Source organism: Nocardia sp. NPDC055165 (assembly GCF_053606985.1).
On sequence record NZ_JBSGSS010000018.1, the window covers coordinates 122,027 to 147,113 of the forward strand.

Genomic DNA, 25,087 nt, shown 5'->3' on the forward strand with positions numbered 1-25,087 from the left:
CGGCAGGAATACTCGCCGGACTCAGTCGGTGGGCCAGACCGCGCACACCTCGTCGGCGAAGTCCCTGGCTTGGGTGTGGCCGGCCAGCGCGGCGCCGTGTACGCGCTGCGGATCGAGCTCGTTGGGGCCGATGGCCTTGCGCGCGGCTTGGTCCGGATGGATCACCGTGACCCTGGCCGAGCCGAGGTGGGCGAGCTGGGCGGAGATCTTCCCGCTGCGGCGCGGGGTGAGAATGTTGGACGCGAGGCCGACGATCCGGTCGTAGCCCTTCGCCAGATCCAGATTCAGCGGGGAGCGGACACCGCCGTCGAGGTAGTGGTGCCCGTGACACGACGCCTCCGGCCAGGCGAACGGGATCGCGCAACTGGCGTTGACCGCCTCGGCGAGCGAGACGTCGCTGTCGCGGTCGAAGACCTTCAACACGCCGGTGTCGGCGTCGACCGCGGTGATCCACAACGGCTGTGCCGGCCACGACTTCTCGGGTAGGCGTGAGGACACCGCCGCCAGCCGCAACACGGGGTCGATCGTCGACCTGCCGCGCGAAGCGTTCGCGACTCGGCGTGCCGCGCTGGTCTCGCTGGGCGCGGTGCCCGCGATGAACGCCCACGTGGCCAGCTGCTTGACCGAGAGCCGGTTCGGGATCTCGGCGTTGAGCCGCCCCAGCTGCCGCTTGTAGAGCTCGTCGGTCGACAGCGTGCTGCGAATTTGCGCCCCGACGACCGCGCCCGCGGACGTGCCGATCACCAGATCGGCCGACCGCAGGTCCACCCCGGCCTCGGCCAGTCCGGCGATCATGCCGATCTGCCAGCCGATACCGGCGATTCCGCCGTTGCCGAGGACCAGGGCGGTGCTGGGCGCTGCCATAGTTCGACTATAGGGACGCCCAGCCCCGAATCACGGTAGCGGCGGGTTCGCGCTGTCGTCGCCGTCGAAGTCGACCGAGGAGTACTCGCGCAGCTTCGTCAGGCGGTGGTAGGCGTCGATCATGCGGACGGTGCCCGACTTGGACCGCATCACGATCGACTGGGTCGACGCGCCGCCGCCGTAGTAGCGCACGCCGCGCAGCAGGTCGCCGTCGGTGACGCCGGTGGCGCAGAAGAACACGTTGTCGCCGGAGACCAGGTCGGTGGTCGAGAGCACCCGATCCAGATCGTGGCCCGCGTCGATCGCCTTCTGCCGCTCTTCGTCGTCCTTCGGCGCGAGCATGCCCTGCAGCTCGCCGCCGAGACAGCGCAGCGCGGCGGCGGCGATGATGCCCTCGGGGGTGCCACCGATACCGACCAGGATGTCGACGCCGGACTCGGGACGCGCGGCGGCGATGGCGCCGGCGACGTCACCGTCGGAGATGAGGCGGATGCGGGCGCCCGCGTCGCGTGCCTGCTGGATGGTGTCCTCGTGGCGGGGACGGTCCAGGATGCAGACGGTCAGATCGGACACCGACAGCCGCTTGGCCTTGGCCACGCGGCGGATGTTCTCGCCGATCGGGGCGGTGATGTCGATCGAGCCTGCGGCATCGGGGCCGACGGCGATCTTGTGCATGTAGAACACCGCGGACGGGTCGAACATGGCGCCGCGCTCGGCGACCGCGAGCACCGAGATGGCGCCGGGGGAACCCTTCGACATCAGGGTGGTGCCGTCGACCGGGTCGACGGCGAAGTCGACCTCGGGGCCGGTGCCGTCGCCGACGAGCTCACCGTTGTAGAGCATCGGCGCTTCGTCCTTCTCGCCCTCGCCGATGACGACGATGCCCTTCATGGACACCGAGCTGACGAGCTGACGCATGGCGTCGACGGCCGCGCCGTCGCCACCTTCCTTGTCGCCACGGCCGACCCAACGGCCACTCGCCATCGCGCCTGCCTCGGTGACGCGGACCAGCTCCAGCGCGAGGTTGCGATCGGGTGCCTCGCGGCGGCTGGGGGCGGGCGATGATGCCGTCATTGCGGAGTGCCTCCTTGGCGTTGGTGTTACGGGGGCATTGTCGCATTTCGAAACGGCACGCTCGTGCACGACCTCCTGCGATGACCCCTTGGCGGCCTGGTCAGGACTCGAGTGGATACTGGTAGCCGTGGCACAGACCAAGCACCGCATCTTCAACGACTACCGCGATCTGTTCTGGTCGTTGATCCCGTTGGTGCTGGCCGCGGTGGTATTGGCCGGGGTCGCGAGCCAGTGCACGGTGGCGACGAACGGCCCGACGCAGGGTCAGATCCCGCATTTCGATGCCGATGCCGCGCTGACCTCCGACGCGAAGACCCTGTCGTTCCCGATCCGCAAGCCGGTGTTGCCGCAGGGCTGGGTGTCGAACTCGGGCAGCCGCGACACCATCGCCACCGCGGATGGGGGTGCCGTGAGCACGGTCGGCTACATCACCCCGCAGGGCACCTACATGCGGTATTCGCAGACCGATGCCTCCGAAGAGGCGCTGTCGCGGCAGCAACTCGGTTCTCGCTATCCCACCGGGACGCAGGACGTGGCCGGGCAGAAATGGGTCGTCTACACCGAACCGACCGAGGAAACCGGCTGGATCGCCGACCTCGGCGGCGTACGGATCCTGATCACCGGCGCGGGCAACGAGGCCGCCTTCACCACCCTCGCGACGGCGATCACGACAGCTCAACCGCTGGCGAAGAAGTAGCCTCAGCTGAGCCGGTAGGACCACCCGCTGTTGGGTAGCGCGGTCGAGGTGGCGATGGTGTCTTCTGCGTCGTCGGACTTGCCCTGGGCCAGGAGGCCGTAGGGATCGAATTCGCGTTTGGCGGCATCCTCTTTCGGGCCCCACGGCTTCATGCCGCCCGCGCCGAGGACAGGCGTGTGCGAGTTCGCGATGAACAACCCCGCCCGCTGCAACCGCTCGGTGGTCGCCGCCAAGTGCTCCTGGCTCTCGAAGGCGAAGACCGGTGAGCCCTGACACGACAGACCGCCGTCGATTCGCTTCATCTCCACGTGCAGCGGCCCCAACTCCGCGAATTCACGGTGGATGCCGACGATCGACTCGTACAGATCCCGCTGCGGGAACAGGGCCATCAGCCCGGTGAGCTCGTCGTTGTGCCGCTGGTAGCGCAACATCGAATGGCCCCAGGTGAACTCGTAGAGGGGCGAACCGTAGCTGCCCTTGCCCTCGAGGCACCGGTACCGGATCCGGCCGCCGTTGTCCTGCACCAGATCCTCCACATTCGGCACCGACTGAACGGCGGCCATCAGCAGCACCATCGACTCGCCGTCGGGAATCAATCCGGCGAGTTCGGGAAAGTACTGCGGGAGCGGATGCGCATGGGGCGAAACCACTTTCGTGAGCACACCGTCGCTGCGGCAGATGTCGACCGAGAAGCGGGCCGCCTGCGCGAAATCGGGGAACGAGACGACCAGTTCGTGCCACTCCCAAGCCGGGGCGAGCGGCAGTTCGACCTCGGTGATGATGCCGTTGGCGCCGTACGCGTGGTGCACGGTGTTCACATCGCGCCCGCGCAACTCGATCAGCCGGGGGTGTTCCTCCACCGTCACCACTTCCAGCGCGGTGATGTTGCCGGTGTCGCGCAGGATGCCCCAGCGACAGCTGCCGATTCCCGCGTGTCCGCCCGCGATGTAGCCGCCGATGGTGGCCTGGTGCGCCGTCGACGGGTGCATCCGCAGCTCCCAACCGGACGGGCGGATCGCGGCGTCGATATCGGCCACGACAGTGCCCGCGAGCGCGCGCACCGTGGTCGGCGAGCGTCTGCCGGGTTCGCCGTGCCAGCCGATGACGCCGGCGAGCGCGGTGACATCGATCACCGCGCCACCGCGCAGCGGCACACCCTGACCGAACTGGCCGGAGCCGGCCCCGCGCACGGTGATCGGGATGCGATGACGCGCGCAGGCGGCCACCGCGGTGCGCAACTCGTCCTTGCCGCGCGGCGCGATGAAGATCTCGGCATTGCGCCCGCGCAACAGGTCTCGCAGGACCGGACTCTGCGCGAACCGGTCGCGGCTCTTGGTGCGCAGCTTGCGTGTGTCGGTGGAGAAGGTGATGGGACCCAGGTCGGCGCGCAGGCTCGTCAGCGAATCGGTGGGTGACATCGGCCGTACTCCGTCGTTCGAACTCTCCGCGCGTCGCCCGGAGGGCGATCCCTCGGCGGACCGACCCGGCATCAGCGTGCCCGGCCGGTGTTTCGCGGCGGTAAAGGTGCGATGTCGGTGCGCGTGCTCAGTCGGCGGTGTCGAGGTCGGCGCGGGACAGGGCGTCTTCCACGCGGCGGCGCGCACCGGCGAGATGCTGTTCGCAGCGGGTGGCCAGGGCTTCGCCGCGCTCCCACAGCACCAGCGAGTCGTCCAGGTCGAGGCCGCCCTGTTCGAGCATCTTCACCACGTTGATGAGCTCGTCGCGGGCGCGTTCGTAGCCGAAGGCCGCGATCTCGGCCAGGGTGTCGGCAGCGGTGTTCTCGGAACCGGCGTCGGCCACGGTCACGTCCTCTTCTCGTCGGTGGTCTCTGGCGTCAGTCGCTGGGTGCCCAGTGCCGCGGCGGTGACGGCTCCGTCGGCGACCCTGATGCGGAGCTGGCTGCCCGCGGGGGAGTCATCGATCGAACGCACGACATGCCGTTCGGGACCGGCGACGCGCTGCACGACAGCGTAACCACGGGCCAGGGTGGCGGCCGGACCCACCGCGGTCAGCTTCTCGCGCAGGTGCAGGGTGGTCGTCGACTCGCTGCGCAGCAGCTGGTCGACTGTGCGTCTCGCGGCCGTGCGCAAGCGTTCCAGCTCGTCGTGACGGTGGTTCAGCTCGCGCAGGGGATCGGCGAGGACCGGGCGCGATCGCAACTGCGTGATGGTGTGTTCCTCGCGCTGGACCCAGCCGCGCAACGCGGCCGCCGAGCGCGCCCGCATCTCACGCACCCCGGCCAGTTCGGCGGCGGCATCGGGGACGATGCGTTTGGCGGCGTCGGTGGGGGTGGCCGCGCGCAGGTCGGCGACCAGGTCGAGCAGGGGATTGTCGGGTTCGTGGCCGATGGCGCTGACGATCGGGGTGCGCGCGGCGGCGACCGCCCGGCACAGTGCTTCGTCGGAGAAGGCCAGCAGATCTTCGACGCTGCCACCGCCGCGCGCCAGCACGATCACCTCGACCTCGGGGTCGCGATCGAGTTCGGTCAGCGCTTCGAGCATCTGCGGTACCGCGGCCGGACCCTGCACCGCGGTATTGCGGATGACGAATCGGACTGCGGGCCAACGGTTCTGGGCCACGGATAGGACATCGCGTTCGGCCGCGCTCGCCCGTCCGGTGATCAGCCCGATCGTCGCGGGCAGGAACGGTAGCGGCCGCTTGAGCCTGGCATCGAACAGGCCCTCAGCCGTCAAGAGGGCTTTCAACCGCTCGATCCGCGCCAGTAGCTCACCGATGCCGACCGCGCGAATCTCGGTGACCCGCAACGACACCGTGCCCCGGCCGGTGAAGAAGTGCAGCTTGCCGTAGACGACCACGCGGCTGCCCTCGGTGAGCGGCACCGGCAGCCTGCGCAACAGGTCGGGGTCGCAGGTCAGCGACAGCGACATGTCCACCGAGGCATCGCGCAGCACCAGGAACGCGGTGCGGGTGCCGGGGCGCAGATTGATCTGGGTGACCTGCCCCTCCACCCAGATGCTGCCGAGCCGTTCGATCCACTGGGCGACCTTCACCGCGACCGAGCGCACCGGATACGGCTGCTCCGCCGAATTCGCCGGAGCGCCGGCCTGCGCGACGCCGTCCTGAGTCATAGGTCAGTTCTACGCGCGGCCACCGACACAACCAAAAAGCGGCCGCCATCCGAGGTGTCGGATGGCGGCCGCTTCGACGGACAGTCTGTCACTGCGCCTGGACGGTGGCGATGCGGTTGGTGAGCATCGTGACGAAGGGGGCGCGGGCGCGGGTCTGCTGTTCGAAGGCCAGCAGCTGGGCCAGCTCCTCGACGGTCAGCATCCGCAGCCGGGCGCGCAGCTGGGCCAGCGTCATCGCGGGGTAGTCGTAGCGGATAGCGACCTCGGGGGCTACGACCTCCTCCTCGGTGGGCTCGTCGGCGGGCTCGATGACCTCTTCCTCGGTCTCGAGCAGCAGCAGCGACGCGGGCACGGCCTTGCCGTTGGTCTGCGGGGCCTCCGGCGCTTCGAACAGGTCGAAGCGGCTGGTGTGGCCGTTGGTGGCGGGCGCGGGCTCCAGGTCCTCGTCGAAGGTGGCCCAGGCGGGCTGCTCGGCCGGAGCCGAACCCAGCCGCTCGAACACACCGTCACCCTTGAGCGCGAGGCTGGTGACGAACTGCTGCAGATGCATCGTGGTCTGCAGCACGCGACTGAGCGCGGTGATCGGGAAATTGACCGCGGCGACGGGCAGTCGCCGGGTCTCTTCTAAGGCGTATACGGCGGCGCCGGCGGCCACCCTGGCCAGGAACGGAGGTCGAAACATGACTCCAGCCTGCCGCAAACCGGGTGTGATGCAAAGGTCCACACCCCTGTTGTGTGACTTTCGCCCCTTGATCCGACCTGATCGGGCCTCTCGCGCGCACGTAAGCTGTGGGATATGACCTCGGCAATCCCCTTGAACGTCGGTATCACGCGCTCCGCGGGCGCGAATGCTGCCGGTGGCAAGCGCGTGCTGCTGGCCGAGCCGCGCGGCTACTGCGCAGGCGTCGACCGCGCCGTCGAGACCGTGGAGAAGGCTCTCGAGAAACACGGCGCCCCGATCTATGTGCGCAAGGAGATCGTGCACAACCGCCACGTCGTGGAAACACTACGTGAGCAGGGCGTGATCTTCGTCGACGAGACCGACGAGGTGCCCGAGGGCGCGCTGGTCGTGTTCTCCGCGCACGGTGTCGCGCCGATCGTGCACGAGACCGCCGCCGAACGGAACCTGCGCACCATCGACGCCACCTGTCCGCTGGTCACGAAGGTGCACCAGGAAGCCAAGCGGTTCGCCCGCGACGACTTCGACATCCTGCTGATCGGCCACGAAGGCCACGAGGAAGTCGAGGGCACCGCCGGTGAGGCGCCTGAGCACGTGCAGCTGGTCGACGGGCCCGACTCGGTGGACAAGGTGACCGTGCGCGACCCATCGAAGGTGATCTGGCTGTCGCAGACCACGCTCTCGGTCGACGAGACCATGGAGACCGTCGAGCGGCTGCGCGAACGTTTCCCGACGCTGCAGGACCCGCCCAGCGACGACATCTGCTACGCCACGTCCAACCGGCAGACCGCGGTCAAGGCGATGGCGCCCGAATGCGATCTGGTGATCGTGGTCGGTTCGCGCAACTCGTCGAACTCGGTGCGACTGGTCGAGGTGGCGCTCGGCGCGGGCGCGAAGGCGGCGTATCTGGTCGACTACGCGCGCGAGGTCGATCTGGCCTGGCTCGACGGGGTGCGGACCATCGGCATCACCTCCGGCGCGTCGGTGCCGGAGATCCTGGTGACCGGGGTCCTCGACCTGCTGGCCGAACACGGTTTCGGTGAGGTCCAGCCGGTGACCACGGCCAACGAGACACTGGTGTTCTCCCTGCCTCGTGAGCTCCGCCCCGCCCGCCGGGACGCGCCTTCGCAGAGCTGACCCGCCTGAGCTGAACACAGAAAATCCCCGCCGATCGATCTCGGCGGGGATTCTTCGTTCTCAGACGTTGTCGGGGCGACGTCGTTCCGTGCGGGCGGAGTCGGCGCGGTCTCGATAGCGCACGTTCGGCTGCGGATGCGGGGGTGCGTCGCCACGGCGGCGGGGGACCCTGGCCGGTTCGGGTTCGCGCGGTGCGGCGGCCGCGCGGGCGGCGCGGGGTTCACCGCGGGCGGCGCGAGGCTCGCGGGGCCGGGCCGCGGCGGGCGCCCGTTTCGGTTCGGCGGGCCGGGCGGGTCGGCGAGCCGGGCTCGCCATGTCGACCTCGGTATCGGCTTCGTCCAGTACCGCGGTGCCGCGGCGCGGCCGCTTGCGGGCGGCGGTGGCGAGGTCGGGGGCCGGCTCGGGGCGACGGCGCTTGACCGGCTTGCGTTCGGTCCGGCGCTCCGGGGCGGGGCGAGCGGTCTGGGGTGCGCGCTTGGCGATCGCGATCCTGGCTCCGCCGATCGCCAGCACCAGCACGGTGGCCAGCGCCATCGTCGGGAAGCGCTCCACCAGCGGGATGATCAGGTTCATCAGCACGTCTTTGATCGACGTGGTGGCGCGGCCACCCAGCATCTGGCAGGCCAGGGGCACCGCGACGAACAGCAGCAGCGGCGGCATCACCATGGTGGAGAACAGGCCGCGGAAGCGCACCGCGCAGACAGCGAGCACGCAGCCGAGCACATACAGCGCCGAGAACGTGCCGGTCGGATAGGTCTCGCCGCCGAATCCGTCGATCAGGAACCCGAGACCTGTCGCACCCGCGGCGAGCAGAATCGCGGCCCAGGCGGGGATGCCGGGTACCGAGGGCACGATCGAACGTTGCGGCGCGGGCACCCGGGGTCGCGCACGTTGGGAAGCAGCCACACTATGACACTAACTGCACATCGGCCCTGTGGGCGCCACGGCACGGGGATCTCAGACGCGATCCTCGACGTCGGCGAACGCGACGACGCGTGGTCGGGTCTCGGTGAGCCGGATTGCCGGGAGCTCCTGATCGGCGATGCCGAGATCGTGCATCCGGCGCGCGGTGACCATGACCCGCGACTCCACCGAACCCACGGTCGCGTTGAAAGCCGCTACGGCCTTACCGAGATTCACGCCCAGATTGTCCAGATGCTCGGCGACCTTGCCCAACCGCGTGTAGAGCTCCTTGCCCAGTTGCTGCACCGTTGCCATATCGCGCGAGAGCGCTTCCTGCCGCCAGCTGAACGCCACCGTCCGCAGCAGCGCGATCAATGTAGTGGGGGTTGCCAGGATCACGTTCCGGCCGAACGCGTACTCCAAGAGGTCGGCATCGGTGGTGAGCGCGGCGTCGAGGAACGGGTCGCCGGGCACGAACAGTACGACGAACTCCGGTGCCGGATCGAAGGCCGCCCAGTACGCCTTGTCGGCCAATTGGTCGACGTGGGCGCGCAGGTGTTTGGCGTGGCGGGCCAGCAATGGGGTGCGTGCGCCGGGGTCGTCGGTGGTCGCCGCGTCCAGATACGCCGAGAACGGCACCTTCGCGTCGACGACGATGTGCCTGCCGCCGGCCAGCCGCACCACCATGTCGGGCCGGACCGCACCCCGATCGTCGCCGCCGGGCCGGGATACCTGGGTATCGAAGTCGCAGTGCCGGGTCATGCCGGCGAGTTCGACCACGCGTTCCAGCTGGATCTCACCCCACCGGCCGCGCACCTGCGGCGCCCGCAGCGCGGCGACCAGCTGGCCGGTCTGATCGGAGAGCCGATGCGAGGTGCGTTGCATGCCCGCGACCTGCTCGCGCAATCCCGAGTACGCGTCGATCCGATGGTGTTCGACCTGCCGGATCTGCTGTTCCAACGCGCCGACCGCGTCGCGCAGCGGATCGACCATCGCGCCGATCGCGGCCGAATGCCTGCGCGCCGCATCCTCGTTGGCCGAGTGCAGCGACTGCTGCAGCAACCGTTGATTGTCGCCGGCCGCGGCGAGCCGGGCTTCCGCGGTGGCGGCGCGTTGGCCACCCCGGGCGGAATGCCCCAGCCAGCCGAGACCGAAGCCTGCGGCGAAGACGAAGACGAGCGCGACGAGCATCGAAGCGGTCATGGGAGGCGATACTGCCCGAGCCCACCGACAAGTTCGCAATTCCCGGGCAAACCGGGCATGGCGGCGGCATTCCCGCCGGACATCTTGGTGGTGTGTGCGCGGCCTCGTGCGCCACGCCGGTGAATTACACGCGTGTGGTGCGTCGATTGAAATCTGTCGGGGGTGTGCCCTACGGTTCGCGACATGCGGATCCTGCACACCTCCGACTGGCACATCGGGCGCACCTTTCACGGTGTCGACCTGCTGGCCGATCAGGCGCGGGTGCTGTCGGCCGTCGCGGAGCTGGTCGCGGCCGAATCGGTCGACGTGGTGGTGGTGCCCGGCGACATCTACGACCGCTCCATCCCCAATGCCGATGCCATCGGGGTCTGCAATCGTGGATTCGAGGCGATCCGGGCGGCGGGCGCGACGATCGTCGCCACCTCGGGCAATCACGACTCGCCCGCCAGGCTCGGTGCGGGCGCGAGCTTCGCCGCGGCCGGTGGCCTGCACCTGTGTACGCGGGTCGCCGACGCGCACCGGCCCATCGTGCTGTCCGATGACGACGGCGACGTGGCCTTCTACGGCATCCCGTATCTGGAACCGGAGATCACCCGGACCGAACTCGGTGTGCCACAGGCGCACTCGCACGCGGAGATCCTCGATGCCGCGATGAGCCGGATTCGTGCCGACATCGCCGCCAGGTCCGGCACGCGCACGGTGGTGCTGGCGCACGCGTTCGTGATCGGCGGCGAGGCGACGGGTTCGGAACGGTCCATCTCGGTGGGTGGTGTGGAGACGGTGTCGATGTCGGCCTTCGACGGCATCGACTATGTGGCGCTGGGGCACCTGCATTCGCCGCAGACGCTCTCGGAGTCGGTGCGCTACAGCGGATCCCCGCTGCCGTATTCGTTCGGGGAGAGCTCCCATCGCAAGGCGGTCTGGATCGTCGACCTCGACGCGAAAGGTCTGGCGGCGGTGCACCGCCGCGAGCTGCCGCAGGTGCGCGGGCTCAGCAGACTCACCGGCACCATCGATTCCCTGCTCACCGGCGCCGAATTCGCCGCGTCCGAAGAGCACTACGTGTCCGCCACGATCACCGACATCACCCGTCCGGTGGATCCGATGCGTAAGCTGCGCGAGCGGTTTCCGCACGCGGTGCACGTGGAATGGGCACGGCCGGAAGGTAATCCGGAGTTGCACTACCGCGAGCGGGTGCACGGTCGTCGCGACACGGAGGTCGCGGCGAGCTTCCTGACCGACGTGCGTGGCACACCGAGCAAGGGGGAGATGGCATGGGTGGAGCGGGCGCTGGCCGCGGCGGTTCGCGAAACCGACTCGGGCCGAGGCGAATCCGCCGAGGAGCCGGTGGCATCGGAGCTGACTGCGTGAGCTCGCGCTCCGGGTTCACGGCGGCGCTCGTCGCCGGGGCCATCGCGTGAGGCTGCACCGGCTCGAACTCACCGCGTTCGGACCGTTCGCCGAGACCACCGTCGTCGATTTCGACGCACTCGGCGCCGACGGGCTGTTCCTGCTCCACGGGCATACGGGCGCGGGCAAGACGACCATCCTCGACGCCATCGCCTTCGCCCTCTACGGCAAGGTGCCCGGGGCGCGCGGGGAGAGCAAGCGCCTGCACTCCGACCACGCCGATTCGCAGACACCACCGAGTGTCGTGCTCGAGGCCACGCTCGGCGGCCGCCTGCTGCGCCTGACCCGCTCGCCCGAATTCGAGCGCCCGAAGAAGAACGGCACCGGAACCCGGCTGCTGCAACCCCAGGCCACGCTCACCTGGCTCGACGGCAGCGGTGAGAACCTCTCGCGCATCACCGATATCGGCGACGAGGTGCTGCGTCTGCTCGGCATGAGCGCCGACCAGTTCTTCCAGGTGGTGCTGCTCCCGCAGGGCGACTTCGCCAAATTCCTGCGAGCCGAGAACGAGGACCGCGAGAAACTGCTCGAAAAGCTCTTCGATACCCAACGTTTCGGTACCGCCGAGAAATGGTTGTCGGATCGGCGACGCGCGGCCGAAAGCGAACTCACCACGCGCCAGCAGGGCATCGACCGCCTGATCACCAAGGTCGGCATGGCGGCGGGATACGGCGGCGCGGAATCGATCGGCATCAAGGACTCGGTGACGTGGTCTCAGGAACTTCTGGCCACCGCGCGTACCGCCCTCGCCGAGGCGACCACGAATGCCGAACTGCGCCACAAAGAATCGGCCGAGGCCCGCGCCGAAGCCGAAGAGCAACGCCGCGTCACCGAGCTGCGCACCCGCATGGCCGCGGCCCGCTCCGAACTGGACGCCTACACCGCCTCCGCTGCTCGCCGCGCCGAACTCGAACGCGAACTCGACCGAGCTCGCCTGGCTGAGCCCGTCGTCCATGCCATCGACGAGGCTCGCTCCGCGGTCCGTGGCCTGCGTCGCTCGGAAGCCGGCACCCGCAGCGCCGCAGCTGATCTGGCCGATCGTCTGAGTGCACCGGCGGCGGCCGATATCGCGGGTGTGGGTCTGCTGACCGTCGTGCCGGCCGAGCCGAACGGCGATGGCGGCGTGGACGTCCAGGGTGATCTCGATGCGGCGATCAGCCAGTGGAACGCGCTGCTCGGTGTGCTCGGTGAGGTGCGCGCGGATGCGGTGATCGCACGCAGGCTCGCCGACGATCTCGCCGCTCACGAGAGCGAATCCGCCCAGCTCACGCGGCGTGCGGCGGAGCTGGCGCAGCGGCGGGTCGAACTGCCGGCACTGATCGGTTCTGCTCAGGAACAGCTCCGCGAGGCCACCGACGCGGCCGCCGCGCTGCCCGGGGTTCGCAACGAGCTGGCCAAGTGGCAGGACGCGGCGGCGGCCGCTGTCGAGATCGCCCGTCGCCGACCGGCTTTGGACGCGGCGCGCGGTGAACACGACACGGCCTGGCGCGCCCACCTCGACGCCAGGGAGCGTGTCCTCGACCTGCGCACCCGCCGCCTTGCCGGCATGGCCGCCGAACTCGCGGGCGCGCTCACCGAGGGTGCGCCGTGCACGGTCTGCGGGTCCGCCGATCACCCGGAACCCGCGCAGCCCACCGGCGACGCGGTGTCCAAGGACGCTGAGGACGCCGCACAGGCGGCCGAACAGGTCGCCGAGGCCGCGCGGGATCGCCTCGCCGAACGCATCAGCGCCATCGAACGCGAGATCGAGGCGCTGACCGCGCGTGATGGCGACGCCGACCCCGTCGCCCTCGCCGCCGCGGTCCGCACCGCCACCCACCGCTTCGACGACACGGCCGAAGCCGCTGAACGCGCCCCCGCCCTGACCAGCCGCCTGGAGGCCCTGCGCACCGAGGAAGCCGCCCTGCACGAGCAGTCCCGCGACTCGGACGCCCGCCTCGGCACCAGCACGGCCAACATCGCGGCCACCCGCACCCGCCTCGAAGAACTCACCACCCGCCTGCGTGCCGCCGCGGGCGCCGACGCCACCGTCGACGCCCCCACGACCCGCCTCGAATCCCTCATCACCGCCGCCGCCACCCTCCGCACCGCCCGTACCGAGGAGGGCACCGCCCGCGACGCCGTCCGCACCATCGCCACCCGTGTGGAAAACCTCGCCCGTACAGCAGGTCTCGTTCCGGCGGGATACGAGGCGAGTGCGCAGCTCGAGGCACACGAATCGACGACTCGTACCGCCGGGCGAACTGCGGTCGCCGATGCCGATACGGGCGTTCCCAGCCTGTTCGATCTTTTCGATGACGAGCCGCTCGATGACGAGCCGGTCGGCGAAGAGCCGGGCGAACCAGCACCGCCTCGCGACGACATCGCACTGCTGACCGCCTACGCCCAGGTCGTCACCGCTGCCGCGCGGACCGCGCAGCAGCAGGCCGCGATCGAAGCCGAACTCACCGCCGCGGACCGGGCCCGCGCACATGCCGAGACGGTGCTCGCCGAGCCCCGGATCCAGGCGGTCGCCGAGCAGACGCCGGGCGACCTGAACGCGCTCGAGCAGCGCTTCACCGAAGCGCAGAGTGCGCTCACTGCGGCGGTGGCGGCCCGGTCGGCGGCCACCGAGCGGGTCGCCCAGCTCGAGCAGCTGGGGACGCAGCTGTGGGGTGAGGTCGAGCGGATCGCGCCCGAGCAGCGTGTCTTCGACGAGCTGGCGGCCCTGGCGGAAGTGGTCGCGGGCAGGGGCGAGAACAACCGGCGAATGTCGTTGCGCTCCTATGTTCTCGCGGCACGGCTCGAAGAGGTCGCGGTCGCGGGATCACTGCGTCTGCGCCGGATGTCCGGTGGCCGTTACGAATTCGTCCACTCGGACAAGGCGGGCCCACGGGGCAGACGCGGGGGCCTCGGGCTCGACGTCCGCGACGACTACACCGGCGCGATCCGCTCGGCGAAAACGCTCTCCGGCGGCGAAACCTTCATGGCCTCGCTGGCATTGGCACTCGGTCTGGCCGATGTGGTCGCCGCCGAAACCGGTGGGCTGGTCCTGGACACCCTGTTCATCGACGAAGGCTTCGGCAGCCTCGACGCCGACACTCTCGACGCCGTGATGGGTGTCCTCGACGAACTGCGGGCGAACGGGCGCGTGGTCGGCGTCGTCAGCCACGTAGACGAAATGCGTCAGCGCATCCCCAGCCGCCTCCACGTAGTGCGCGGTCGGGCAGGATCGCGGCTGGAAGCCACCGTCGCCTGAGTTCGCCCGGTGAGGCCGTCACCATGTCAGCACGGCGCGGCGGGAGCCTGCGGACGCTCCACGGATGGCGCCGCTTCCTGGCGGGCGAGCGGCGTGAATCCGGGGAGCTTGCCGTCGACGAACGGGATCATCAGCTGGACCAGCGGGCCGATTCCGAAGGCGTAGACCAGCGTGCCGATTCCCACGCTGCCGCCGAGGAACCACCCGGTGGTCAGCACCGAGACCTCGATCCCGGTGCGAACCGACCACACCGGCCAACCGGTCCGCGCGACCAGTCCAGTCATCAGTCCATCGCGCGGACCTGGACCCATTCCCGCACCGATGTAGAGCACTGTCGCCGCCGCGTTCACCACCACCGCGGCGACCATGGCCAGCACCCGCAGCCACACGCCGTCCACGGCGGGGATCGCCCACAACCCGGCGTCGACCGCGATCGCGATCACCACCACGTTGCTGACGGTCCCCAGCCCCGGCCGCTGCCGCAACGGAATCCAGGCGAGCAGCACAGCGATCCCGGTCAGCGCGGTCACCACACCGAAACTCAGCGGCACATGCGCGGCGACCCCTTGGTGGAACACGTCCCACGGGTCGAGCCCGAGTCCTGCTCGGATCATCACTGCCATCGAGGTGCCGTACAACCACAAACCGACGTACAGCGCGACCAACCGACGAGTGAGCATAGGTAACAGAATCCGGCCTACTGGACCTGAAAAAAAGAGCCAATCGGCGATCACTGGCCTGATCGTGTGCCGCTGCTCAGCTTTCGTGCGCGAGCAACCAGGCCTTGGCTTGCAGCCCCCACCGGAACCCGCCGAGCGCTCCGCCGATCCGCAGCACACGATGGCACGGCACGAACAGCGCGGCGGAGTTGCGCGCGCAGGCGTTGGCCGCGGCTCGCGTGGCTGCCGGACGCCCGGAGAGTCCGGCGAACTCCGTGTAGGTGACCGGTTCACCGGCCGGTACCTTGCGCAGGACTTCCCAGGCATGGACGAGGAACTCACCGGACTGTTGACGCACCGCGATCGTGTCGATCGCGGTGAGATCACCTGCGTGATAGTCGATGACGGCCTTGGTCACCGCGCCGAGCGAATCCCGTTGCCGCAGTTCGGCCGGGCGCAAGGTCGCGTGGATCAGGCCGGTCAGCGTGGTCGGGTCGCCGGTCCAGCCCGAGGCGAGCACGGCGCCGTCGGAATCGGCGATGGTGGTGAACGGGCCGATCGGGGTGCTGACGGTCGCGACATCGGCGAGACGAAGAGCAGTGTCAGTCATGGGTTTTCGCTTCCTGAGGAGAGGGTTCACGGACAAGCGCGCCACGATGTTCGAGCGCGGTCTTCCACAAGTGCATGGACAGATACGAGCGCCACGGCGCCCAGCGGGTGGTGTCGCCGAGGTCGATCCCGGCCAGCGCGGCTCCTTGGCGCACGACGAGGTCGGTGTCGAGCAGGATGTCGGGATCGGCCAGCGATCGCATGGTGACGTAGTCGGCCGTCCACGGCCCGACTCCATCGAGTGCGAGCAGGTCGCGCCGCAGATCATCGGCGGTACGGCCGGAATGCAGGACCAGTTCGCCGTCGGCGAGCGCCCGCGCCGCGGACACGATCGCGGCCACCCTGCGCGCGGGCCCGGTCAACACCTCGGCACCGTGTTCGGCGACCGCCTCGGCCGTCGGGAACAGTCGCGGCACCGGTCCTTCGATCGGCTCGCCGAGTGCGTCCACCAGCCGTGCGACATGCGTCCCCGCTGCCCGCACCGAAATCTGTTGCCCGATCATCGTGCACAGCAACAACTCTGATCCATCGAGGCACCCGGGCACTCGAATCCCCGGCGTGAATCCGTGCCCCGCGATTCCGTGCGCAACCCCTGCGGCACCCGAATCGGTTGCGCCATCACCGGATCGGTCGTCACTGCCGAACACGCGGCCGCCGCCGTGACCACCACGGCCGCCGGCTCCGGTCGTTGCGTCGATGCCGAGTGCCGCGTCGATCCCCAGCGGATCCGCGTCCAGATCGAGCAGACGCCGCACCCGGGCGACAGTCGGAGCGAGATCACGCATATCCCGCAATGCCAACTCCGCCCGCACATGACCGGGCTGGAAAGACAGCCGAACAGTCGCGTGCCCGTGCGGAGTACGCAGGCTGCGCGTGTAGACCCCGTCCTCCCACTGTTCCGTCCCGGCCACCGCGTGCGCCGAGAGGAACCAGGTCAGCCACCCGGTATCGAGCGGCTCGCGGTACGGCAGCCGCAAGGTCAGCAATCCGGGGGTGCCGGGTGCGACGACATCGGCGCGCGGCGACCGGCGTAATTCGGTCCGCATCGTTGTCGGACTCACCGCGAAGACCTCGCGCACGGTGTCGTTGAACTGCCGAATGCTGGCGAACCCCGCCGCGAACGCGATATCCGACATCGGCATCTCGGTGGTCTGGATGAGCAGCCGCGCGGTATGCGCGCGGTGCGCCCTGGCCAGCGCGAGCGGGCCTGCCCCGAGTTCGGTGGTGAGCACGCGGGTGAGCTGGCGCTGCGAATAGCCGAGGGTGGCGGCCAGTCCGGGTACCCCACCACGCTCGATCACCCCGTCGCCGATCAGCCGCATGGCGCGAGCGGCCAGGTCGGCTCGCACGTTCCACAGGGGTGACCCGGGCGCGGCGTCGGGCAGGCACCGGCGGCACGCGCGATAACCGGCCTGCTGCGCCGCCGCCGCGGTGGGCAGGAACGACACATTGGCCCGCTTGGGTGTGATCGCCGGGCACGAGGGCCTGCAGTAGATGCCGGTCGTGCGTACCGCGGTGAAGAACTGCCCGTCGAAGCGGGAGTCGCGGGTGGAGACCGCCCGGTAGCAGCCCTCGAAGTCCAAAGCAGTGATGGTCACGAGTTCCACAATGGCACCCGCGCGAGCGGGGTGCTAGCGGAAATCGGCCACCGATCCCGCGGGTCTGGGACCGCGATCAGCAGCAGCGATTGGTGGGATTGCGCTCGGCTTCGGCATAGCGTTCGCGCCAGTAGTCGCGCACGGACGGCACCGGGGCCCCCGGATGCGTGCGACGCAAGTGGTCGACATACCGCTGGTAATCCTGGCCGCCGTTGATCGCGCTGTACCAGCGGGCGACTGCGCGCATCGCCGCCCACGCTCGGCCGAGAACCGCCCGCAGGCGTGCCCCCACGGTCGCATCCGAGCTCGCGGTAGCGATCGACGCTGTCCTGTCGACCAGCCCGGTGCGGTCGGTCGTCACGGCCGGGGCGCGGACGGCCGATCCACTGAACCGGCCGTCCGCATCCCTGGTCCCACTCAAGAGACGTGCGCCGATCCGGGCGCGCTCACCTTGCCCTCGGCGATCAGCACGTCCCACTCCTTCTGCACGTCCTTCTCGGCGGAGGTGGCGACGAAACCGCTCGGGGCGAAGATCTTCGACGGCTGTTCCTCGGACTCGGTGCTGGTCACCGTGCCCGTGCGAATCGCCTTCGCGCACACCAGCACTCCGACGGCGGTGACGATCAGTACCAGCACCGCGAACACGATCGACAGCGTGCCCTGGATGAAGGTGTTGCGGATCGCGATGTCGACCTGCTCGGGCGTCTTGGCGGTCAGGCAGGCCTTGCCCGCGTCCTTGGCGGCCTGGCACAGGCTGTGCTGTTTCCAGTAACCGAGCTTGGGATCGTCGGAGAAGATCTTCTGCCACGACGCGGTCATCGTGACCAGCAGATCCCACGCCAGCGGAACACCGGGAATCCACGCCCACTTCCACTGCCCGCGCTTGACGATGATCGTGAGCACCACGATCAGCGCGATCGCCGCGAGCAGCTGGTTGGCGATGCCGAACAGCGGATACAGCGCGTTGATGCCACCGAACGGATCGTTCACGCCCATCAGCAGCACCCCGCCCCAGCCCGCGACCACGATCAGCGAGCACAGCCAGGCGCCGATCCGCCACGACGGATCGCGGAACTTCTTGAACCCGCCGCCGAAGTTACCCAGCGCGTCCGAGACCAGGAAGCGCGCCACACGAGTGCCCGCGTCGATGGTGGTGAGGATGAACAGCGCCTCGAACATGATCGCGAAGTGGTACCAGAAGGCCTTCATCGTCGAGCCGCCGAGGAATTGGGAGAAGACCTCGGAGATGCCGACCGCCAGGGTCGGGGCGCCACCGGTGCGCGAGACGATCGACTTCTCGCCCACATCGGCGGCCGCGTCGGTGAACAGCTCCGGTGTCGCGGGCGGCCCGGACAGGCCGAGCGAATTCGTGAACTTGGCAGCACCTTCGGCCGTACCACCGGTGAGTCCGGCCGAGGCGTTCATGCCGAAGTACAGGTGCTGGTCGATGATCGAGGCGGTGATGATCGCCATGACCGCGACGAACGACTCCATCAGCATGCCGCCGTAGCCGATCATCTTGGCATTGGATTCCTTGGCCAGCAGTTTCGGCGTCGTGCCGGAGGAGACCAGCGCGTGGAAACCCGAGAGCGCACCGCAGGCGATGGTGATGAACAGGAACGGGAACAGACTGCCCGCGAACGCCGGACCCGCACCGGTATGCGCGAATTCGGAGACGGCGGGCGCCTTCAGCACCGGCATCGTGATCAGGATGCCGACCGCGAGCAGCACGATCGTGCCGACCTTCATGAACGTCGACAGGTAGTCACGCGGGGCGAGCAGCAGCCACACCGGCAAGACCGAGGCGATGAAGCCGTAGGCGATCAGGCACCACGCGATGGTGGTGCGCGAGAGGGTGAACCAGTCCGCGCCCCACTCGGTTTCGGATACCCAGCCGCCGCCGATGATCGCGGCCAGCAGCAACACGATGCCGATCGCGGACACCTCGCCGACCGCACCCGGCCGCAGATACCGCAGGTACACACCCATGAACAGCGCGATCGGTACGGTCATCGCGATGGAGAACACGCCCCACGGGCTCTCGCCGAGCGCGTTCACCACGACCAGTGCCAGCACCGCTAGCAGGATCGTCATGATCACCAGAATCGCCACGATCGCCGCGACGCCACCGACGAGGCCGAGCTCGTCGCGCGCCATCTGACCGAGGCTGCGGCCGCGCCGACGGGTGGAGGCCCACAGCACCAGGTAGTCCTGCACCGCGCCGGCGAAGACCACGCCGACGATGATCCAGATGGTGCCGGGCAGATAGCCCATCTGCGCGGCCAGCACCGGACCGACCAGCGGACCGGCGCCCGCGATGGCGGCGAAGTGGTGCCCGTAGAGCACCCGCCGGTCCATCGGCATGAAATCTTTGCCGTTGTCATAGATTTCGGCGGGCGTGGCCACGTCGTCGCGCGGCTTGGTGATCTTCCACTCGATGAACCGCGCGTAGAAGCGGTAGGCGATGATGTAGGTACAGACCGCCGCGATCACGATCCACACCGCGTTCACGGACTCGCCGCGCACGAACGCGATGATCGCCCACGCGATAGCGCCGAGAACGGCGATCCCCGCGAACACGGCCTTCTTGGCGGGCGTGATCGGCGTGCGATCGACGACACCGACCGGAGGCAAGTCCGGGTCGGTCCGCAGATGTTCGATGGTCGCCATTGACTCAACTCTCCTGTATAACGCGCAGAGCCTCGGGTGAAGCAATCGACAACGTAGCCGATCGCCGAACTGCGACGGAGAGGTTCGCACACGATCGTGCGCAGAATGAAATTTTGTTCAGCAGGTCATTCGCCTCGGTACGTGCCGAAGCTCCACAGGTTGCCTTCCGGGTCGGCGGCGCTGAAGCCGCGGGAGCCGTAGTCCTCGTCGCGCAGGTCGCGAATGATCGTCGCGCCCGCGGCCTTCGCCCGGTCGTAGAGCGCGTCGGGGTTGTCGATGACCAGGTAGAGGTTGGCGACGCCCGGTGGCCGGGTGCCGAAGGGGGTGTCGTCGCGGCCCGTGGAGCCGAACATGATGCCGCCGCCGCCCGGCAGGCGCAGTTCACCGTGTTCGACGACCGAGTCGTCGTTTTCCCTGGCATAGACCGCGGTCGCTTCGAAACCGAAGGCGGTGGTGAGGAACTCGATCATGGCGCGGGCGTCGTCGAAGGCGAGGCAGGGCCAGATGGTGGTGGTGTTGGTTGAAGTGTCCATGCGTTCAGCCTCGCGCTTCCGCCGCGTTCGGGTCTTGGACGGATGGAATCTCCTCGGCGAGCCAGGCGGTGGGGGCCACGCCTGCCAGCTCGGCGAAGTCGCGGTTCAGGTGCGCCTGGTCGTAGTAGCCGCAGGTGGTCGCGATCTGGGCGATGGAGACATAGGACGGGGTGCCCGCCAGCATGCGCTTGGCTCGCTCGAATCGGATGATCCGTGCGGCCAGCTTGGGGCTCGCGCCGAATTCGGCGGTGAACTTGCGGGTCAGGTGCTGACGGGTCCAGCCGATCCGATCCGCGAGCGGGTTGATCGAGCAGGTGCCGCCGGTTTTCACGAGAGCGTGCCAGGCCCACGTCAATTCGGGCCCGGCCAGCGTGTCGGTGCGTGCCGCGGCGGTCAAGGCTCGATCGCACGCGGCGAACCGGCTCGGCCAATCCTGGTGCGACTGCACCGCATCGGCGAGTTGATCGCCCAGAGTTCTCTGCGCTTGGGAGCATTCGATCGACATGTCCCACAGTTCGCTCGCGGGCATGCCGAACAGCACTCGGCAACCCAGCGGGGTCAGCTCGATCGCGACGCCTTCCTGAAAACCGGTGTGCGCGATCAACGCCGGGCTCGCCTGTAGGCCGCTCAAGACACAGCGGTAGCTGCCGGGGGCCTGGTGCGGGTCGGTCTGCTCGACGACATCGATGGTCGGGCCGACGGCGACGATGAACGTCATGTGCCGTGAGGGAAGGCCGCGATGCAGGCCCGGCTCGAAACCCGCGAGTCGATAGCCCACGTACCGGTCGATGAACGCTGCCAGCACCGGCGCGGGGGCCGCGGTCACCACCTCCGTGGTCGCCTCCATACGGGCCACGCTACGCCGGGTGTGTGGGATTACCCACGCGTCTCGAGCATCGCCGCGGGGTAACCGGACCGTGAGGGTGCTCTCCGCGGTGCGGCGGAGGCGGTGAGATTTCGCACTCACGGGCTCATGGCCTGTGGAAACGCGAGGTCAGCCGGTTAATCTTGCGCCTTCGCTCAATTTACGTAGGAGGTGTCATGCGGCGGGTTCAATACGAGCGCGGCAGTGGTTCGGAGGCGCTCGAAGTCGTCGCGGCCGAGGTGCCGGTGCCCGGTGCCGGTGAGCTGCTCGTGCGGGTCGAGGCGATCGGGGTCACCCTGTCGGCGATTCGGCGGATCAGTGGCGACGCGGAGCAGGTGCGTGCCGAGGTGGCCGGTGAGGTCGTCGCGGTCGGTGACGGGGTCGACGGCTACAGCGCCGGCTACCGCGTCGTCGGCCTGTGCACCGCTGACGCCTACGCCGAGTACGTCGTGCTCGCGATCGACCAGGTCTCGGCGATCCCGGACGGCGCTTCTGCCGTCGACGCCGTCGCCCTGATGCGCAGCGGTCTCGTCGCCCTCGGCGCTCTCGACACCGCCGTACCGCGCGACGGCGAAACGGCGCTGGTCACCGCCGCCGCGGGTGGTGTCGGCCACCTCGCGGTGCAGCTGGCCCGCGTGCGTGGCGCGAGCTGGGTGGTCGGCGCGGTCTCCGACGAGTCGAAGTGCGACTTCGTGCGTGAACTCGGCGCCGACGAGGTGTTCACCTACGACCAGCTGCACTGCGGCAAGCAGGCCGACTACGCCCTCGACGGTGTCGGTGGCACCGGTCTCGGCGGCACCCTTGCCGGTCTCGCCGAAGGCGGTCGCGCGGTCACCTACGGCACCGGCGGCGGCCTCGTCGACACCGAAGACCTCCTCGCGGGCGGCAAATCCCTCACCGGTTTCCGGATCGGCCGTCTCGCCCAGCGCGACCCGGCTTGCTACGAGGACCTGCGACAGGAGGTGTGGCAGTACTACGCCTCCGGCCTGCTGCATCCGGTGGTGCACGCCGAATTCGCCCTCGACGACGCCGCTGCCGCCCACGCGGTCATCGAGCAGCGCGCCAACCTGGGCAAGGTCGTCCTCGTTCCCTGACCGATCCGTCGGGAGGGCCGTTCGCGGTCCGGCTCGCTGGTCAGGTGCCTGACCAGCGAGCCACAAGGGGGCCGCGAACCCGCCGCGCCGCAGGTGCGGCAAGATAATCACAGTGAGCCTCACCCTCGGAATCGTCGGCCTGCCCAATGTCGGAAAGTCGACGCTGTTCAACGCGCTGACCAAGAACGACGTGCTGGCCGCGAACTACCCGTTCGCGACCATCGAGCCCAACGTCGGCGTGGTCCCGCTGCCCGACCCGCGCCTGAACAAGCTCGCCGAGATCTTCGGTTCCGAGAAGATCGTTCCCGCCGTGGTGTCGTTCGTCGACATCGCCGGCATCGTGAAGGGCGCCTCCGAAGGCGCCGGCCTCGGCAACAAGTTCCTCGCCAACATCCGTGAGGCCGACGCGATCTGCCAGGTCGTGCGCGTGTTCGCCGACGACGACGTGATCCACGTCGACGGCCGGGTCGACGCCGCCGCCGACATCGAGGTCATCGAAACCGAGCTCATCCTCGCCGACCTGCAGACACTCGAGAAGGCCATCCCGCGCCTCGAGAAGGAAGCCAGGGTCAAGAAGGACCGCAAGCCCCTGCTCGACGCCGCCAAGGTCGCCGAGGGTTTCCTCAACGAGGGCACCACGCTGTTCGCCGCGGGCAAGAAGATCGACGCCGACCTGCTGCGTGAGCTCTCCCTGCTCACCATCAAGCCGTTCCTCTACGTCTTCAACGCCGACGAGTCCGTCCTCACCGACGAGGCCAAGGTCGCCGAGTTGAAGGCTTCCGTCGCCCCCGCCGACGCTGTCTTCCTCGACGCCAAGGTCGAAGCCGAACTTCTCGAACTCGACGACGAATCCGCCCTCGAACTCCTGGAATCCATCGGCCAGTCCGAACCCGGCCTGCACGCCCTCGCCCGCGCCGGTTTCCACACCCTCGGTCTGCAGACCTACCTCACCGCAGGCCCGAAGGAATCCCGAGCCTGGACCATCCATCAGGGCGACACCGCCCCCAAGGCCGCCGGCGTCATCCACACCGACTTCGAACGCGGCTTCATCAAGGTCGAACTCGTCGCCTTCGACGACCTGGTCGAAGCGGGATCGATGGCCGCCGCCAAGGCCGCGGGCAAGGTCCGCATGGAGGGCAAGGAATACGTCATGCACGACGGCGACGTCTGCGACTTCCGCTTCAACGTGTAAACCCTTGCGCCTGGGGCGATCGGCGAAGCCTCAGGCGCACGATCTCCCTTCGGGAGGTCTTGACCAGTTCTGTCCTGTGCTGCTGACCTCGGCCGCTCGACGGACCGCCGCGCTGCCTGCCCATGCTCTCGAGATCCCCTTCCTGCGGGTCCCGCGCGCCCTGTGATGTTCGTTATAGCCGTGTGCTATTCGTTGCAACCACAGGATGCGCCGGTTCGAACGACGGAGGGCTGGATGAAACCGCATTACATGTATCGGTGGGTCAACAATCACGGGTTGGTTCTGCTGTTCAAGAAGATGCTGATCCGGCGTGGCAATCCGTTCGCCCGGTTGATCGGCGGCGCGGAGGGTATCGAGAATCCGTACGCGCTGATCGAGGAGATGCGCGGGGAGGGCGGGTTGATCCGCGCCCTTCCGGTATGGATCACCTTCGATCACGATATGGTCCGGGAAATCCTGCGCGACAACCGTTTCGGTGTCGGTATACCGACAGTGTTCGGGATTCCGGGGCCGGTGATGCGCGCGCTGGAGCGCCGGCCCCTCCCACCGAATCTGATGGATCCGCCGTCGATGCTGGTGGTCGACGATCCCGAGCACAACCGGATGCGCAAACCGGTCTCCGCGGCGTTCACCCCGCGTGCCATCGCCCGGCTGCGCGACCGGATCGAGACGGTCACCGGGGAACTGCTCTGGGCGCTCCCCGACGACGGGCCCACCGACCTGGTCTCGCGGTACGCGGCGCAGGTCCCCATCGCCATCATCTCCGAGATGCTCGGCTTCCCGGACGCCGACCGCGAGATGTTCCTGCACTGGGGTGACGACATCAGTCCGTTGCTCGACCTCGGGATCTCGTGGCAGACGCACCAGCGGGCGATGGAATCCTCGGAGCGACTGCACCAGTATCTCGTCGAGCACCTCGAGCGACTGCGCGCCGAGCCCGGCGACGACATCCTCAGCAGCCTGGTCACCTCGGGGGATCTGTCCACCTACGAACTGTGCGCGTCGGCGACCCTGCTGATGGCCGCGGGCTTCGAGACCACGGTGAACCTGATCGGCAAGGGCATCGTCTGGCTTCTCCAGCACCCCGAACAGCTGGACCGGTTGCGTGCCGAGCCGGAACTCTGGACCAACGCGGTGGAGGAGATTCTCCGGATCGATCCGCCGGTGCAGTCCACCGCTCGCACCACCAGGACAGCGCTGGAGATCGGTGGTGTCCGGTTGCGCGAGGGGTCGACGGTGGTGCTGTCGCTGGCCGGCGCGAACCGCGACCCCGCCGTGTTCACCGACCCGGCCCGCTTCGACGTAACCAGGGGCAACGCCAAGAATCATCTGTCCTTCAGCAGCGGTAGTCATGTGTGCCTCGGCGCCGGTCTGGCCCGGATGGAAGCGGCGCATGCCCTGCGCGCGCTGTTCGAGACGTATCCGGATCTGCGATTGACCCATCCGCCCACCCGTCGGCCGCTGTTCACCCTGCACGGTTATCAGCACCTGCCCGCGCACACCGGTCCACGCGTCCGCAGCCAGGTCCCCATCGGCTGACCCGCTCAGCACGCCCCGCCACCGGGTGAGCTCG

The 25,087-nt window shown here is 68.8% G+C and carries 22 protein-coding genes; 7 read left to right on the forward strand and 15 right to left on the reverse strand.

Features of this window, described 5'->3' with window-relative positions; translation table 11 throughout:
• Positions 1 to 21 precede the first annotated feature (21 nt).
• Positions 22 to 864: a patatin-like phospholipase family protein gene (locus ACWFRF_RS29780; RefSeq protein WP_378993026.1), complete on the reverse strand. Its 843-nt coding sequence runs from the start codon at positions 862 to 864 to the stop codon at positions 22 to 24.
• Positions 865 to 894: 30 nt separating this feature from the next.
• A complete protein-coding gene (gene glpX, locus ACWFRF_RS29785) occupies positions 895 to 1,938 on the reverse strand; it encodes a class II fructose-bisphosphatase (RefSeq protein ID WP_378993025.1) in 1,044 nt (347 codons plus the stop codon).
• 127 nt (positions 1,939 to 2,065) lie between these two features.
• Here glpX and ACWFRF_RS29790 point away from each other — a divergent pair, with 127 nt between their 5' ends.
• The gene (locus ACWFRF_RS29790; protein WP_387445873.1) at positions 2,066 to 2,635 is read left to right on the forward strand and encodes a DUF4245 domain-containing protein; all 570 of its coding nucleotides are present in this window, start codon (positions 2,066 to 2,068) and stop codon (positions 2,633 to 2,635) included.
• A gap of 2 nt (positions 2,636 to 2,637) precedes the next feature.
• On the opposite strand, the gene ACWFRF_RS29795 is transcribed toward ACWFRF_RS29790, so the two are convergent.
• The 4 genes from ACWFRF_RS29795 to ACWFRF_RS29810 all read right to left on the reverse strand — a co-directional run bounded on the left by ACWFRF_RS29795 (position 2,638) and on the right by ACWFRF_RS29810 (position 6,406).
• Positions 2,638 to 4,053 carry an FAD-binding oxidoreductase gene (locus ACWFRF_RS29795; protein ID WP_452453432.1) on the reverse strand — a complete coding sequence of 472 codons (1,416 nt, stop codon included), beginning with the start codon at positions 4,051 to 4,053 and terminating at the stop codon, positions 2,638 to 2,640.
• A gap of 127 nt (positions 4,054 to 4,180) precedes the next feature.
• Positions 4,181 to 4,441 carry an exodeoxyribonuclease VII small subunit gene (locus ACWFRF_RS29800; protein WP_378638114.1) on the reverse strand — a complete coding sequence of 87 codons (261 nt, stop codon included), beginning with the start codon at positions 4,439 to 4,441 and terminating at the stop codon, positions 4,181 to 4,183.
• Positions 4,438 to 5,724, reverse strand: a complete 1,287-nt coding sequence (gene xseA / locus ACWFRF_RS29805; RefSeq protein ID WP_378996600.1) for an exodeoxyribonuclease VII large subunit — start codon at positions 5,722 to 5,724, stop codon at positions 4,438 to 4,440. Before xseA ends, ACWFRF_RS29800 begins: the two co-directional genes overlap by 4 nt.
• An 88-nt stretch (positions 5,725 to 5,812) precedes the next feature.
• Positions 5,813 to 6,406, reverse strand: coding sequence for a lipid droplet-associated protein (locus ACWFRF_RS29810; RefSeq protein ID WP_378996598.1), 594 nt, complete (start codon positions 6,404 to 6,406; stop codon positions 5,813 to 5,815).
• Positions 6,407 to 6,520: 114 nt separating this feature from the next.
• Here ACWFRF_RS29810 and ACWFRF_RS29815 point away from each other — a divergent pair, with 114 nt between their 5' ends.
• Positions 6,521 to 7,540: a 4-hydroxy-3-methylbut-2-enyl diphosphate reductase gene (locus tag ACWFRF_RS29815; protein WP_378664336.1), complete on the forward strand. Its 1,020-nt coding sequence runs from the start codon at positions 6,521 to 6,523 to the stop codon at positions 7,538 to 7,540.
• Between the two features lie 60 nt (positions 7,541 to 7,600).
• Here the strand turns inward: ACWFRF_RS29815 and ACWFRF_RS29820 are convergent, their stop codons facing one another.
• The gene (locus ACWFRF_RS29820; protein WP_379316944.1) at positions 7,601 to 8,446 is read right to left on the reverse strand and encodes a DUF6542 domain-containing protein; all 846 of its coding nucleotides are present in this window, start codon (positions 8,444 to 8,446) and stop codon (positions 7,601 to 7,603) included.
• 51 nt (positions 8,447 to 8,497) lie between these two features.
• Complete coding sequence (locus tag ACWFRF_RS29825) at positions 8,498 to 9,646, reverse strand: DNA recombination protein RmuC (protein WP_449963607.1); 1,149 nt, start codon at positions 9,644 to 9,646, stop codon at positions 8,498 to 8,500.
• Positions 9,647 to 9,829: 183 nt separating this feature from the next.
• Here ACWFRF_RS29825 and ACWFRF_RS29830 point away from each other — a divergent pair, with 183 nt between their 5' ends.
• A complete protein-coding gene (locus tag ACWFRF_RS29830; protein ID WP_452453435.1) occupies positions 9,830 to 11,017 on the forward strand; it encodes an exonuclease SbcCD subunit D in 1,188 nt (395 codons plus the stop codon).
• Between the two features lie 46 nt (positions 11,018 to 11,063).
• Entirely contained in the window at positions 11,064 to 14,294 is a 3,231-nt protein-coding gene (locus ACWFRF_RS29835) for an AAA family ATPase (protein ID WP_452453437.1), read from the forward strand.
• Positions 14,295 to 14,320: 26 nt separating this feature from the next.
• Here ACWFRF_RS29835 and yczE read toward each other — a convergent pair whose 3' ends face one another.
• The 7 genes from yczE to ACWFRF_RS29870 form a co-directional block, all read right to left on the reverse strand.
• Positions 14,321 to 14,974, reverse strand: a complete 654-nt coding sequence (gene yczE, locus ACWFRF_RS29840) for a membrane protein YczE (protein ID WP_379313941.1) — start codon at positions 14,972 to 14,974, stop codon at positions 14,321 to 14,323.
• A 76-nt stretch (positions 14,975 to 15,050) separates the two neighbouring features.
• Complete coding sequence (locus ACWFRF_RS29845; RefSeq protein WP_378996583.1) at positions 15,051 to 15,563, reverse strand: methylated-DNA--[protein]-cysteine S-methyltransferase; 513 nt, start codon at positions 15,561 to 15,563, stop codon at positions 15,051 to 15,053.
• Positions 15,556 to 17,169 carry a DNA-3-methyladenine glycosylase 2 family protein gene (locus tag ACWFRF_RS29850; protein WP_452453439.1) on the reverse strand — a complete coding sequence of 538 codons (1,614 nt, stop codon included), beginning with the start codon at positions 17,167 to 17,169 and terminating at the stop codon, positions 15,556 to 15,558. The genes ACWFRF_RS29845 and ACWFRF_RS29850 overlap by 8 nt, the downstream gene beginning before the upstream one ends.
• 67 nt (positions 17,170 to 17,236) lie before the next feature.
• Positions 17,237 to 17,407, reverse strand: coding sequence for a YbdD/YjiX family protein (locus ACWFRF_RS29855; RefSeq protein WP_379297953.1), 171 nt, complete (start codon positions 17,405 to 17,407; stop codon positions 17,237 to 17,239).
• 170 nt (positions 17,408 to 17,577) lie between these two features.
• Entirely contained in the window at positions 17,578 to 19,830 is a 2,253-nt protein-coding gene (locus ACWFRF_RS29860) for a carbon starvation CstA family protein (RefSeq protein WP_379313939.1), read from the reverse strand.
• Between the two features lie 125 nt (positions 19,831 to 19,955).
• Complete coding sequence (locus tag ACWFRF_RS29865) at positions 19,956 to 20,363, reverse strand: VOC family protein (RefSeq protein WP_379313938.1); 408 nt, start codon at positions 20,361 to 20,363, stop codon at positions 19,956 to 19,958.
• Positions 20,364 to 20,367: 4 nt separating this feature from the next.
• Positions 20,368 to 21,210, reverse strand: coding sequence for an AraC family transcriptional regulator (locus tag ACWFRF_RS29870; RefSeq protein ID WP_378996575.1), 843 nt, complete (start codon positions 21,208 to 21,210; stop codon positions 20,368 to 20,370).
• A gap of 194 nt (positions 21,211 to 21,404) precedes the next feature.
• Between ACWFRF_RS29870 and ACWFRF_RS29875 the strand changes: the two genes are divergently transcribed.
• The 3 genes from ACWFRF_RS29875 (at position 21,405) to ACWFRF_RS29885 (ending at position 25,053) form a co-directional block, all read left to right on the forward strand.
• A complete protein-coding gene (locus tag ACWFRF_RS29875; protein ID WP_452453442.1) occupies positions 21,405 to 22,322 on the forward strand; it encodes a quinone oxidoreductase family protein in 918 nt (305 codons plus the stop codon).
• A 112-nt stretch (positions 22,323 to 22,434) separates the two neighbouring features.
• The gene (ychF, locus tag ACWFRF_RS29880) at positions 22,435 to 23,514 is read left to right on the forward strand and encodes a redox-regulated ATPase YchF (RefSeq protein ID WP_378996570.1); all 1,080 of its coding nucleotides are present in this window, start codon (positions 22,435 to 22,437) and stop codon (positions 23,512 to 23,514) included.
• Between the two features lie 234 nt (positions 23,515 to 23,748).
• Complete coding sequence (locus ACWFRF_RS29885; protein WP_379314490.1) at positions 23,749 to 25,053, forward strand: cytochrome P450; 1,305 nt, start codon at positions 23,749 to 23,751, stop codon at positions 25,051 to 25,053.
• Positions 25,054 to 25,087: the final 34 nt, after the last annotated feature.

What these genes read in the sequence shown, in the direction of transcription:
- ACWFRF_RS29780 (WP_378993026.1), bottom strand. Translation starts at nt 864, where the DNA reads ATGGCAGCGCCCAGCACCGCCCTGGTCCTCGGCAACGGCGGAATCGCC.
- glpX (WP_378993025.1), bottom strand. Translation starts at nt 1,938, where the DNA reads ATGACGGCATCATCGCCCGCCCCCAGCCGCCGCGAGGCACCCGATCGC.
- ACWFRF_RS29795 (WP_452453432.1), bottom strand. Translation starts at nt 4,053, where the DNA reads ATGTCACCCACCGATTCGCTGACGAGCCTGCGCGCCGACCTGGGTCCC.
- xseA (WP_378996600.1), bottom strand. Translation starts at nt 5,724, where the DNA reads ATGACTCAGGACGGCGTCGCGCAGGCCGGCGCTCCGGCGAATTCGGCG.
- ACWFRF_RS29810 (WP_378996598.1), bottom strand. Translation starts at nt 6,406, where the DNA reads ATGTTTCGACCTCCGTTCCTGGCCAGGGTGGCCGCCGGCGCCGCCGTA.
- ACWFRF_RS29815 (WP_378664336.1), top strand. Translation starts at nt 6,521, where the DNA reads ATGACCTCGGCAATCCCCTTGAACGTCGGTATCACGCGCTCCGCGGGC.
- ACWFRF_RS29825 (WP_449963607.1), bottom strand. Translation starts at nt 9,646, where the DNA reads ATGACCGCTTCGATGCTCGTCGCGCTCGTCTTCGTCTTCGCCGCAGGC.
- ACWFRF_RS29830 (WP_452453435.1), top strand. Translation starts at nt 9,830, where the DNA reads ATGCGGATCCTGCACACCTCCGACTGGCACATCGGGCGCACCTTTCAC.
- yczE (WP_379313941.1), bottom strand. Translation starts at nt 14,974, where the DNA reads ATGCTCACTCGTCGGTTGGTCGCGCTGTACGTCGGTTTGTGGTTGTAC.
- ACWFRF_RS29845 (WP_378996583.1), bottom strand. Translation starts at nt 15,563, where the DNA reads ATGACTGACACTGCTCTTCGTCTCGCCGATGTCGCGACCGTCAGCACC.
- ACWFRF_RS29855 (WP_379297953.1), bottom strand. Translation starts at nt 17,407, where the DNA reads ATGCGCGCAGTCGCCCGCTGGTACAGCGCGATCAACGGCGGCCAGGAT.
- ACWFRF_RS29860 (WP_379313939.1), bottom strand. Translation starts at nt 19,830, where the DNA reads ATGGCGACCATCGAACATCTGCGGACCGACCCGGACTTGCCTCCGGTC.
- ACWFRF_RS29865 (WP_379313938.1), bottom strand. Translation starts at nt 20,363, where the DNA reads ATGGACACTTCAACCAACACCACCACCATCTGGCCCTGCCTCGCCTTC.
- ACWFRF_RS29870 (WP_378996575.1), bottom strand. Translation starts at nt 21,210, where the DNA reads ATGGAGGCGACCACGGAGGTGGTGACCGCGGCCCCCGCGCCGGTGCTG.
- ACWFRF_RS29875 (WP_452453442.1), top strand. Translation starts at nt 21,405, where the DNA reads ATGCGGCGGGTTCAATACGAGCGCGGCAGTGGTTCGGAGGCGCTCGAA.
- ACWFRF_RS29885 (WP_379314490.1), top strand. Translation starts at nt 23,749, where the DNA reads ATGAAACCGCATTACATGTATCGGTGGGTCAACAATCACGGGTTGGTT.